Annotated in this window: 6 protein-coding genes; all 6 read left to right on the top strand. The window is 53.0% G+C overall.

All coding sequences use genetic code 11. The features are described 5' to 3' along the window. The first annotated feature begins 1,506 nt into the window (after positions 1-1,506). The 6 genes from BHC62_RS05095 (at position 1,507) to BHC62_RS05070 (ending at position 12,014) form a co-directional block, all read left to right on the top strand. Positions 1,507-2,601 (top strand): DNA adenine methylase, encoded by a 1,095-nt coding sequence (locus BHC62_RS05095; protein WP_070994393.1) that lies wholly within the window; start codon positions 1,507-1,509, stop codon positions 2,599-2,601. Next, complete coding sequence (locus BHC62_RS05090) at positions 2,598-4,826, top strand: Eco57I restriction-modification methylase domain-containing protein (protein ID WP_070994392.1); 2,229 nt, start codon at positions 2,598-2,600, stop codon at positions 4,824-4,826. Before BHC62_RS05095 ends, BHC62_RS05090 begins: the two co-directional genes overlap by 4 nt. A gap of 554 nt (positions 4,827-5,380) precedes the next feature. After that, positions 5,381-6,520, top strand: coding sequence for an AAA family ATPase (locus tag BHC62_RS05085; protein ID WP_070994391.1), 1,140 nt, complete (start codon positions 5,381-5,383; stop codon positions 6,518-6,520). Between the two features lie 3 nt (positions 6,521-6,523). Continuing rightward, positions 6,524-7,828, top strand: a complete 1,305-nt coding sequence (locus BHC62_RS05080) for a restriction endonuclease (RefSeq protein ID WP_070994390.1) — start codon at positions 6,524-6,526, stop codon at positions 7,826-7,828. Between the two features lie 794 nt (positions 7,829-8,622). Beyond that, positions 8,623-10,734 (top strand): DUF262 and DUF1524 domain-containing protein, encoded by a 2,112-nt coding sequence (locus BHC62_RS05075; RefSeq protein ID WP_070994389.1) that lies wholly within the window; start codon positions 8,623-8,625, stop codon positions 10,732-10,734. A gap of 743 nt (positions 10,735-11,477) precedes the next feature. Continuing rightward, positions 11,478-12,014, top strand: coding sequence for a LasR-specific antiactivator QslA (locus BHC62_RS05070; protein WP_070994388.1), 537 nt, complete (start codon positions 11,478-11,480; stop codon positions 12,012-12,014). Positions 12,015-12,794 lie beyond the last annotated feature (780 nt).

Here is a 12,794-nt window from a genome sequence, read left to right as displayed (position 1 = left end):
GGCGCTGAGGAAATCAATGTAAAACTAGCGGCTATTACAATAGTTACCGCCGTTTACGAAGTCAAAAAAGCCGATGACTACTTGATCCGCTCGACGCGGGGCGTCTATGCATTGAAGCATCTGTTGGGCTACTTGGGGAGGCAATAATCCCGCGGTGCGGAGAGTTTGCTCTTCAACGTAGCGAGGCCATACTGTGCCGTCGACAAGTTGGATCAAAAGTAGGAAGGTGCGATTTGTTGGAGTCGACGCGGGAATTAGATTAACCGCCAGGCATGGTTGCTCATGGACTCTAGTAATTCGTCCCTCTGACGGTCGGGCATCTGTAGGTGGTTCAAAGTAAGAGGTAGCGCTGAATGTCCTGCCAAGTTGGTCCACCCAGTGAAAAGTCCCTGAGTAGATCGTGGTGGGTACAACGACACTGTTTCGGCGTCTGTTCTCCTGGGTTTGGTTCGGAAACATCTGCTGTACGATGGCGGAAATGTTTGGATATGCGCCGAAGCGAAAATCGCGGGCCCCGCCTCCTGTATCAGCATCGTTGGATTCCGCGTTGATTTTGCGAAGATCGCCAGGAACTATCTCTTTGTACAGAATACGAGCAACCTGTCCTGCTGCGTTAGCCATAAAACTGAACTCCTTTTTCGTCTTTTTCGACCGACCCGGTCCCTAACTTCAAAAACACGTAGCGTTAGCTTCTAACGCGTGAGGGTATTTTTTTCGATCTGGCTACTCTATTTATATCCGTTTGCAAGGCGTTTTGCCATCACTGCGGGCACTGTTTCTTTCGTGATTTTTGACCTGCTCTGGTCGAGTCGCGGGATTTAGAGCAGCCCGTCATGGCTGTGCGCAGCGACAGCGATTCTTACGTCGGCGAGACGATGCGCCAGGTTTACGCACTTTGTGTTAATCAACGGCGGTAGGATCAATGCCCTCCGGCAGTCGATCAGGGAGGGTATTACCTTGGTCATTAATCTCATTGGCCGGCCCGCGACAACCGCATCATTTGATTGAAGAGATCAGGTCCTCTACTTTCTCAGTCACTTCGGTAAATATGAGAGTGGGCTTGGCCGAAATCGTCTTTCTGGTGAGTGCTAGATCTCCGCAAAAGCACCACGATGGCCATCCTCCTTTCATGGTAGGACGCCTTCGGCTTGATCCGTTGCGCCACTCCCCGGGACGCGATCCGGTATAACTATTTGATTTCTTTCAGGGGAGTGACAGACTGCTGGATGCATGTACAATAACGCAATTGCACAGACAGTTGCGAGGCGGCCGTATGCGATTTACTGACACCAAAAGCGAGACCTTGAACCTTCGAGTTTCCCCGGCCTTCAAAAAAGCATTAAAGGAGGCCGCAGCTCGCGAACAGCGCAGCATGGTTAACATGCTAGAAGTGCTACTTGGTGACTACTGCGGCCGCCAAGGCATCATCCTTACTGGCCAGAAAGTTAATTCTCCAGTTCCAAAACGAGGGCGCTCAGAAAGTAGAGCGCATGCGGGAGCCGTTGTATGACTTTCCGATACATCGGTTCCAAGTCCAGGCTCATCGATCAGATCAAGGCGCACATAGGCTACCCTAAACCGGGCGCGTTCTTTGTGGACGGCTTCTGTGGCACTGGTGTGGTGGCTGAGGCTGCTGCTGGCTTAGGATGGAACGTGCGTATCAATGACAATTTGCGTTCTGCGGTGATTTCCGCGGGAGCACGATTGATCAGTGGTGATCAAGCAACTTTTAAGAAGCTGGGTGGCTACACCAAGGCCATTGCCAGGCTCAATGCGATCAACGCTAAGCATGGTTTTATGTGGCGCGAGTACAGCCCCGCATCGGTCGAAACGTGCGGGTTTGAGCGGCGCTACTTTACCCAAGAAAACGCAGCACGAATCGACGCCATGCGCGCGCTGATCGCTGATTGGTTGGAGGCTGGGACCATCAATGAGGTAGAAGAGCGCCTGCTCATAGCAGATCTCTTTGGCGCTTTAAATCGAGTGGCTAACATCGCTGGTACCTTTGGCTGCTTCCTTTCCAAGTGGACCAGCCAATCGGAAGACAAAATTGCTATGCGCTGCCGTGACCTTAAAGATAGTAGCGTGCTTGTTGAGGCTACGGTGGGCGATGTGTTCGACGTGCCGAATGCTGCGCATGACCTAGTATATTTAGACCCCCCTTACACAAAGCGTCAGTACGCGAGCTATTACCACATCCTTGAAACAGTGGCCCTGGGTGATGAGCCTGAGGTCGAGGGTGTTGCGGGGCTTCGACCTTGGAAGAGCCTAGCTTCGGATTTTTGCTACAAGACCCGTGCACTTCAAACGCTCTCGCGCCTCGTGCATGGCTTGCGCGCTCAAAAGGTGCTGCTCTCATACAGCAGTGAAGGTCACATTGGCATGCTTGACATTAAGGCTGAGCTTTCGAAGATCGGCGTGTTCACTATGCATCCTCTTGGTGCCATTGGTCGATACCGTCCTAATAAGGTGGCTAGCAGCACTGCGTCCGACGTCAACGAATTTTTGGTTGCCGTTGAACGTACTACGGCCAAGCTTTCCGAAGCTCAACCTAAGGTTGTTACGGTCACCAAACCCATACTCTTGGAGAGCTTTGCATGAGTGCACCTCGTCCCGTTGAAGCAGAGTATCTAGCCCCAGTAGAAGCAGCTCTCACAGCGACTGTTGGCAGAGGTTGTGGTCCTGACAGCTTTGAGCTTCGGCTGCAAATTTTGGAGGCTGCTTCCGCGCGTTTTGGGGGGTTTGACCTAGCGGAGTTTCACGAGGCTTTTGGGGTTAAGAGTAAGCACTCAGCAGCAGAGCTCTTAGAGCTTGCGACACCTGTGGCAAATGCGATTGAGCGCTCGCCGATTCATCCTGCTATGGCACTGAGTGCCTTGGCACGTGAAGTCTTGCACGAACAAGATCGAAAGAACACGGGCGCATATCACACAGACTTTCGCCTGGCTACTCGCTTGGCTAAGCTTGCTGCTCCCAAGCTCACACACAAGAGCAAAGTGATTGACCCTGCGAGTGGTGCTGGAATTTTGCTGGCAGCACTGACCCATGCAGTGTGTGGGTTGGACCGAGCCAAGACGGCATATTGGCTGGCTCATGGTGTTTGTGCTGCGGATCTTTCGGAGAACTCTTTGCGTGCGGCATTGCTCGCGCTTGCGTCGTTCACTGATGACGTGTCGGCTCTTAAAGCTATGCGTGCACGTTGGTTCTGCGGCGACAGCTTGATGGCTGAGCGCAAGGTCTGGACCGATATGGCTCCTGAGGGGTTTGATGCGGTAATTGGCAACCCACCTTGGGAAAAGGTCAAACTATCACGGCATGAGTTCTTGAAGTCCTCTGGCACCAAGCGCCACTATGGGGCCCAAATTGATGGGTTCGATGAAAAGAAGTTTGCCCAGCAGCGTGATGAGATAGCGATCTACGCTAGACGCCTGTTGGTCCGCTACCCTAGCTTAGGTAATGGGGAGCCCGATCTTTACATTGCTTTCACTGACCTCTTCTTTCAACTCTGCAAAGGTCAGGGTGTGGTGGTTGCATTGATCCCTGGCGGGCTTATTCGCTCGCAAGGTACTCAAGCCATGCGCCAGAAGATTTTTGATGCGAGCCAAAGTGTGTCGTTGTCTATCATCGATAATCGTGCACGGTTCTTTGCCATCGATACGCGCTTTAAATTTTTGGCCGTGGCTCTCACGAAGGCGGGCTCTGAAAAAAGTAAGCGGGAACCCATCACCCTCTTGCACGAACGAGGCACCCCTACGGGCTTGGAAATCACGGGAACCGCTGCCATTGGTCGAACAGCACTGGCGAGGGTTCGAGACGATTTGAGCCTGCCTGAGGTTCGTAGCGTGTCCGAATGGAGGCTCTTCTCGAAGATTGGAGAAGCAGGTATCTCGTGGGAGGAGCCTGGCTATGGCTGGACCCCAAAGTTTTGCCGTGAAGTTGATATGACCAAGGAACGCCAAAAGTTCCTCGCTCGTCCAACACTTGGTGCTCTTCCACTCGTGGAGGGCCGCATGGTGCAAGCGCATCGTTTTGGCGTTAAGGGGCACGTGTCTGGCAGCGGTCGCAGTGCGTTGTGGGAGGCCTATTCCATTGGAGGCTCACTCCTCTCTCCCCAGTTTTGGATTCGCCCCTCCGATATGCCTCGTGCGAATCAGCACCGTGTGGACGTTGTGCGGGTTGGCTTTTGCGACATCGCGGGTCAGACCAATGAGCGCTCGCTAATGGCCTCATTAATTCCTGCCGGGGTGATCTGTGGCAACAAAGTGCCTACGATCCTGTTCCCTGAGGACCCTTCGGAAGAACGGTTGCTTGTATGGGTATCCATCGCCAACAGTTTTGCCTTTGATTGGATGCTTCGGCGCGTGCTTACTACTACCGTGAACTATTTTCTGCTGCAAAGCGTGCCCATGCCAAAACTTGCCAAAGACGGCTTACCTTGGAAGAGGCTGGTGAGTGCTGCACGCGAACTACGTAAACTGGATACTGCCGGTGCTAGCCGTGAAACCTACGAGCGTGTGGCGCATCTTCGTGGGGAGATTGATGCGGAGGTGGCTGTGGCTTATGCGCTATGTCTAGAGGACATGGAACTAGTGCTCCAAGACTTCCCGCTTCTGGATCGTGGACAGGTAAGATTGCCTGGCGAGGCTAAGTCCACAATTACCATAGATAGCGTTTTGGCTGCAATGGCAAAGCGCACAGGAAGCCAGTCTGCAGTTTGGTCGCAGCGCGTGATAGAGGCACGTGCATTGGGGGCTATGGCTTATGTGCCCTCAGAGCTCGCCCTAGGAGGCGAGGAAATCGAACAAGGAACGAAAAGTCATGGCTAGTGAGGCGGGGCACGTTGCTCGAATTCTCTACAAAGAGATTGTTGAGGGTGATCGAAGGAAAGCCGATGCAGAGTCGAATGACTCAGCTTCTGGAGGAGGAGCCCGAGATTTTCGGTTTCCCTATGAGTCGGTATTGCCAGCGGTAGAATTGATTTTTCCAGAGAAAATACTTCGGCGAGATAAAGTAGTGCATCAGGGGACCTTCTTTTGGCGAGATCCAGGCTCAACACAGGTTGTATCAAGAACAGCCGAATTTATGTCGCCTACGAGGTCTCGGCCGACTGAAGGCTGGATTTCTCAGGTGCCGAAATTCTCATGCTTTGATACAGATCGAATACCACGAGGTGGCGTGGGGAACCGCGTTTTGCTGCTGTTGATTCAGCTTCACGATCAATCTGTGTGGCCACACTTCGCAGAAGAATCGACTCTTCGAGTAAAGGGAGCTTGGGATCCTTCAGTGGCTCAAGAGCTACTGAGTTGTTTGGATGCACGGCGAGCTGCGAACCGGGCTGTGATTGGTTACATCGACTTCACAAAATCGCGTAGGTTTTGCAATGGCAAGTGAAGGCTGCAAGAAGGCATTAAAGCTACTGGCACGCTCGCGCAACGTACTGCTGTCGGGCGCTCCTGGCACAGGCAAATCGAAGCTTCTGGCAGAGGTCGCATTGGCCTTTGAAACGGCCTTCGGCCTTGCTCCCGCAGGTGGCGCTCCGAGGCTCAATCCTTTGGGTGGCATCCCAATCCCACCCGCTGCCGGAGCTGTTAAAGATATCCCCTCACCCACTAAGATGGATCGTAAGGTTTTTCGAACGGTCTTTCATCAGAACTCCAAGTATCGCGATTTTTTATCGGGTATAACGCCAGCAGTTAACAAGGTGGCAGGTGCCCCTGATTTCACCATCGTAAAAGGCACCCTCTACCGTGCCAGTGAGCATGCGAAGGGCGCCGCCGGGGCCGCGCTCTTGATTATCGATGAGATTAACCGGGGCCCTGCTGTGCAGGTGTTTGGTGGTGCCATCGTGGCCATTGAGTCCGACAAACGTTTGGCCTCTGATGGCGCCAAACGTGCCGAAACGCAATTTTTTGAAATGCTCGATCCCGTCTCTGGGGATGTGATTGAGTATGCTTTGCCTCATGACCTCTACATTCTGGCAGCTATGAATCAGGCCGATGCGTCTGTAGAACCCTTGGATGTGGCGTTCTTGCGTCGTTGGGAGCCTTTGCGTCTGGAGCCCGATGAAGCGGTGTTACGGACATTTTATGGTCTAGGTGAAGAGGGGGCCGACGCATTGCCTGATGCGCCTACCAACGTGAGTGTTGCCCTGGAGGGCTCGGTTCGCGCCTGGGTTTCTGTCAACGCGCAGATTACCTTGGGGCGTGGCCCTGAGTTTCAGATTGGACATGGCGTACTAATGTCGGATGTGAGCCCGCAAACACTGAGCCTAAGCGAAACTTTGAGCACGCTGTGTATAGGTTGGGCAAAGGTGCGTGCACACGTGGAAGAGGTGTTTTTCGGGGATACTCGAGGCATTGCCGCAGTTCTTAATGCGCTTGATGGACCCGTCTATAATCCATTCAAACTCATCGAGACTACCTTTGCGGATGACTTGCGCTTCCGTCTTGAAGGGCCCACGAATTTCGCCGAAGACAATATCTACGCAACTCTCAGAGCATTTGCTCATCCCAGGGAGTAGCGCGTGGCTCTCATCCGAACAAGGCTGTCCCTCATTGAGTACGGTACGCCGGTTGACCTGAGCCGTGCGATTGCTGATGCACTTGGACTAGATCGCGCAAAAGCCAACAGCCTTTTATTGGAGGCAGGGAATCGTGCTGCGTCAAGTCTGAGGCTGAACTATAACCCCATTATTGTGAGCACCAAGGGGACACGTGCAATCGATTTTGCAGGCCTCATCCGCTTGGCTCCTTCACTGGAGCTAGAGGTTGCGCCTAAGTTTTTGGGGCTCGATGACAGAGATGCTGCGTGGCGCGAGGATTTCTTTTTCCTCTCTACCCTTTCGCGACATGGGCGGCTCTTGGCTTCCGAGCGATTATCAGCTTCGGGTGGTACTCCAAGGGACTTGTCAACTTTAGTCGCTCGTTCCATCACTAGCATGTACGAGGCCCATAAACGTCGGCCACTACGCAGCTATCGGAGAGTGCGTGAAGCAGACTTTTTCATCGATGGGGATCCTGATCCGGTAGAGCTCATCTTTCCTTCACCTGATGGCTTTGAACAAGAACTCATCCGGTTTGATCGTAAAAACTATTGGAACGGGGACATCGTCGCAGCGGCCAAGGTGTTACTTCCTGAAGTAAGTGACCCCGCGGTTGCAAGTTCTCTGGTACGTTTAATTGAGGACCTTTCGCCTCAGAACTTAGCTTCTAATCGTCGAAACCCTATTCCTGCTCGTCACCGAGCATGGAAGCCGCTGCATGAGCTGTCTGTAGATGTTCTTGGAGGCCTGGGGCTTAACTATAAGCAGGGGCAGGCCCATGCACCTGGTTATTTAGTGAAAACATGGCGCGTATGGGAGGACGTGTTAACGTTGGCCGCGCGATTGGGATTCGGTCGCAACGCTGTAGTTTCCCAACATGGTTATCCCTTGGGTTCCAAGACAAAGATGGATACTGGGGCAGTCAGCCAGCTTTCAGTTTATCCAGACTGCGTGATTGAGTCTCATGGAACAAGGCCTAGGATCCTGCTGGATGCCAAGTACAAGGGGCATGTGGAGAAGGGACAGCTTCGGATCAGTGAGGCTGACATCTACGAAGCTCTAGCCTTTTCCACTGCAACTAGATGCAACTTGGTGGCACTAGCCTATCCCGCACAGCCAGATAATGCCCCTCAGCCCGTAGGTACTTGCACAATCTTTGAAAAGGTTGTGGTGGGTGCGGTGCAAATCGTGGGCATTCAGATCGAAAGCCGTTTAATTTCTAGGCCGGGAGCTCTCAAGATGTTTGCCGCAAACATGGCTTCTGGAGTGGCTACATCCTTTATTTGATTAGTTTGAAATAGCGGCTGGGCACTGTCAAGAAATTAGAAAAAGCTCTTGCTAAACCTACTAATAGCAATGCTTCCGTTCCTCGCGTTCTAAAACGTTTAGAAGTTGCGCCATAGAACCTAATTCGAGACAAGATCTTATGGCTACGGTGGTATTTACGGCGCGCAGCTATACGACAACAACACTTCGTACTCTTCAACCTAAATTGCTTGGTGCGGTCACTCAAGGTTGCGGTACAACCACGAACAGGGCTCCTGGCCTTTGAGCCTTCGGGCGTGTTGCTGAACAAGTTCTTGCGTCCAATAATAAAAAGTCTGATCGCACGCTCGGCAATGCTTTTTCCCATTGGCAAAATCGACTTCGGTGTAGCGCACCTACTTGTTCCAGTTGTTGACGCCGAAGAGAATCGAGAGCTCAGCATCTAGGGTCAGGTAGCCGGGTTGAATGTGGAGGTTGGGGGAGTGGTTACTTAGTATTGAGTCAACGGAACGTAAATTTGGCGCTGCAGATCGGAAAGAATGCCCCCTTACGTCATGGTCGTGACACTACACAATCTCAGAAATGTGCTTAGCGATTGGGTCACCGATATCAGCACTACTCCTGGCTCGCGATCAGGAAAACTCAATGTAAAAACTTCTTCCACGTTGCCAATGTGATCCCTCTAGAGCTGGTGACGTGAAAGAAATATAGAGATGCGCGAAATGCCGGCACTTTGTATCCTACTGACCGGTTTCACCCCCCCCCTTGCCCGAGCAAACAGCTCGACGCGGATGTAATTTTTCAAGGAAGTCGAAATGAAAGCTTCAGAAGCCAAATTCCTGGATTTTCTTAAGAAATCTCCGCAATTCGTCATCCCTATTTACCAACGCACTTATTCCTGGACAACGGATGAATGCCAGCAGCTTTGGGACGACGTACTACGCGCCGGCCAGGACGATTGGGTGACCTCGCACTTCGTCGGCTCCATCGTGTACGTGGAAAAAGGCTTGTCGAACCTGATGAGCGTCGAACCGTTGCTGGTGATCGACGGTCAGCAGCGTCTCACCACCCTGACGCTGCTGCTCACTGCCCTACATCACTCGCTTGAGGGTTTCCCCCAGGGGGAGCGGGAACCGCTGGACGGCTTTGCACCGCGCAAATTGCGCAACTGGTACTTGATCAACGATGAGGAAGAAGGCGATCGCCATTTCAAATTGTTGCTCTCACAAACGGACAAGCAGTCGCTGATTGCCTTGGTGGATCAACGTGATCCGCCCAAGGAGCAGTCCCTGCGCATCGCGGAAAACTTCGGCCTATTCCAATCACTCATTCGCGCCTGTGGCGACAACCTGCTGCCCCTGTGCAAGGGCCTGGCGAAACTGGTGGTGGTAGACATTGCCCTAGACCGCACGCGGGATAATCCGCAGCTGATTTTCGAAAGCATGAACTCCACCGGCCGCAAACTGAGCCAGGCCGACCTCATTCGTAACTTCATTCTCATGGGGCTGGAGCCCAGCCAACAAACCCTGCTTTACAACGAATACTGGCGCTCCATGGAGCTGGCGTTTGGCCAGGAAGCATACGGCCAGTACTTCGACGGCTTTATGCGTCATTACTTGACGGTCAAGACCGGGGAAATTCCGCGACTAGATGAGATTTACGAAGTGTTTCGGCTGTACAGCCGCAAACCGGCAATTGCCAATTTGGGAGTGGAGGCACTGGTGCGCGATATTCGCGACTTCGCCCGCTACTTCTGTGCCATGGCCCTAGGGTCGGAAACCGACCCGCAGCTGAAAGTTGCCTTCCACGACTTGCGTGAATTAAAAGTGGATGTGGCCTATCCGTTTCTGCTGGAGCTCTATCACGACTACGCCAATGATCTGCTGCCTCGGGAAGACTTCCTCAAAGTCGTGCGTCTGATCGAAGGTTACGTATTCCGCCGGGCGATTTGCGCGGTACCCACCAATTCGATGAACAAAACCTTCTCGACCTTCGCCAAAGCGCTGAAAAAGGATCGCTATCTAGAAAGTGTGCAGGCGCATTTCCTCACGCTACCTTCTTACCGGCGTTTTCCCACTGATGATGAGTTTCGCCGAGACTTTCAGACCCGCGACCTGTACTACTTCCGCAGCCGCAGTTACTGGCTACGTCGCTTTGAGAACTTCGGGCGTAAAGAGCGGGTAGTAGTAGATGAATACACCATCGAACATATCCTGCCGCAAAATGAAAATCTCTCTAGCGCCTGGCGTGAGGAGCTGGGTGAAGACTGGGCCAGGGTTCAGGAAACCTGGCTGCACACTTTGGGTAACCTTACGCTAACCGGGTACAACAGCGAGTACAGTGACAAGACCTTTAGCGAGAAGCGCGACATGGTCGGCGGCTTTCGCGACAGCCCGCTAAAGCTCAATGCTGACCTCAGAACCTTGCCTCAATGGAATGAAAGCCAGATTAAGGCTCGGGCAGAACGCCTAGCCAACAATGCCCTGGAGGTGTGGCCTGCGCCGCTGCTAGAGGACGAGATTCTCTCTCTCTACCAGCAAAAGTCCCAAGGTACGGGGTACAGCATTGAAGATCACCCACAGCTTCATGGCGGCAAGACTCTGGAGTTGTTTGAAGCCTTCCGCACTGCGGTGTTGGCGTTGGACCCATGTGTGAATGAAGAGTTTTTGAAGCTGTACGTGGCCTATAAGGCAGAAACCAATTTTGTCGACGTGGTGCCCCAGGTCGGTCGCCTGCGCGTAGCGCTAAATATGGAGTTTGCACAGATTCACGATCCCAAGGGTTTATGTCAGGACGTTACTGGGCTCGGTCGCTGGGGTAATGGCGATGTATCGGTACTATTGGACTCAGTCGATGGCCTGCCATATGTGATCGGGTTAGTGCGCCAGGCTCTTGAACTTCAGATGGGTAATGGAGCAGATGCATGAGTAACTTCGCAACCGTTGAGACCGCCTCGTTATTGAGAAATCCTTCTCAATAACGATTAATAAGCCACGGATCAATACTTTAGGACGTCTTTCTCAATACCAAAACTATCCCGCTTAAGTCCGTCCGAAACAGAGGATCCCCTAAGGAGAGTCTCCGTTTCGAATGGACTCAATCGATAAAAAACATGTGGCCAGTCGACTTGCGGAGCCCCGCGATTGATCAATGCTTCACGTGCTTTCTTAATACCGGACGATGTCGACAGACTGCGGATCGCAGTCTCCTGTCTTCATATTTGACTAGCGCCCCATGACCCGTACGTCCCTGTCGCGCCAGCCGCTCGGAAACTATAAGCTCTCGTTCGAATGCGGTGCTTATTGACACTCATGCTTGTATTGTCGCCGCTTCACATTTACGCTTTGCTCCGTCGCGGTAAATCCCGCGACCGGGTGTCGCAACCTGAATTGAAACCAAGGCGCGGTATGTGCCATATCGCACAGTCAGCACTTCAAGTGCTAGCTGCTGCTTTTCTATGGCGCACCGTGCAGGGCAGGCTTCGGCCTGGCCGGGTTCCTTGGTTTCCGGTTTGCGACCCCTGTACGGTGTGCCACCCATTCGTGTCGCAACGGTGGATGGCATTCCTTAATCAACCAAGGAGATAAGGAAATGGCATGTCCCCCTTTTAAGCTCGTGCGCCACCCCGGCCAAATGGTTCAAGCTGCAAACTATCTCGGAGGACTCCGCGATGTTTGATCTTTCGCTTTTCATCGGCCTTCCCAAACCCAACAGCATCGATACCGCGTTGCTTACCCCTGAAGATGCCGCAATTAAACTACGGCAGGCTGCCACTCTTCGGCTTAATGGAGCACAGAGTATTCTGCTTCATTTTCCGCAAGATGTTGAGCTGGCGGTAGAGCTGTTGGATGACGCAGCAGTGCTGTTCGACAAGGCATTCCGATATCTGTCGGGTATCCCTGCTCAGCGCGTTCATCAACAGATTGGTGAGTACGTCTCTATCTCTTCCGCTGAAGGCTGTCCCGGTATCCGAACACCATGGGGCAATGAATTCCGCCCGATGATTGAGGACGGCGTTCGATGCGCTGAGACCTGGCTCGATGGCTCATCATTGCCGCTGTGGTGGGCACTGGCGCAAAACCGAAAGCATCATCGTCCGGGTGATCCCCAAGAAGCATTTGAAGCAGGTTTTCTGCTGCGATTGCAGCAGACACTGATCATGCGACGTGAGGCAGTCAATTCCCAATCAACCAGCATCGATGCCTGAGTTTGTAATTGACGTTTGAGACTTTGCTTTTCCCGCCAAACCCTCCGATCAAGCGATCTTTGATCGCGCTGATTGGAGGGTTCACTTGCTTTTTCTTGCAGTCACCGCGCGCGCGCCATTCATTTCAAATTTGATTAGCGCCAGCCTTATTTTACCCATCAGTAAGTGCTCGTGATCTGTATCGGGCGCAGAGCCGTTTCAGTGTTAAGGCGGATCTTTTCGTTGGGCATTGATATAGGTGTGGCGACAGCGGCGACAGCGGCGACAACCCAGGCAGAGTGGGGCCTGGAGCATGGCGACAAATGTGGCGACAGTCGCCACTTATTGACCATTGTCCCCGGAGTGCTTGACCGCTTTTTCGAGCAGGTATAAAAATTGGCGGACGGATTGCTGTCGTTGACAGCACCTGCCCAGGTAGCCAGAACCCTCAAGGCTACGCCACTTGTGTGGTGGTTCTCCCGAAGTGCGATTAGCGTCCGGCGGCTCGCACGGTCACTCCCTGAGAGTGATGGATGCCTACTCTACCAATCTGTCCATTGCGGCAGACGATGGACCATCCTCGCTGCATTGCAGCAACCTCACCTTTCGGCACACTTCGTTGCGCCAGACCGCGCCCGTCTCTTTCTCCAGGAAAGAGACGGGCGCTCGTACCACTGCTGCAAGCCACGTCGTACAGGGCATTGCCGCAACTCTCCTCGTGACAATCGGCCTGACAAATCCGATTCGTCGCTATCCGCAACGATACAGACATCGGTGCCGCAGCCCATGGAAGTGCTGCAC

The organism is Pseudomonas sp. 06C 126 (assembly GCF_001855215.1).
GTDB classification, from domain to species: domain Bacteria; phylum Pseudomonadota; class Gammaproteobacteria; order Pseudomonadales; family Pseudomonadaceae; genus Aquipseudomonas; species Aquipseudomonas proteolytica.
The sequence above is the reverse complement of the archived record's forward strand: the minus strand, read 5'-3'. Positions and strand labels throughout refer to the sequence as shown.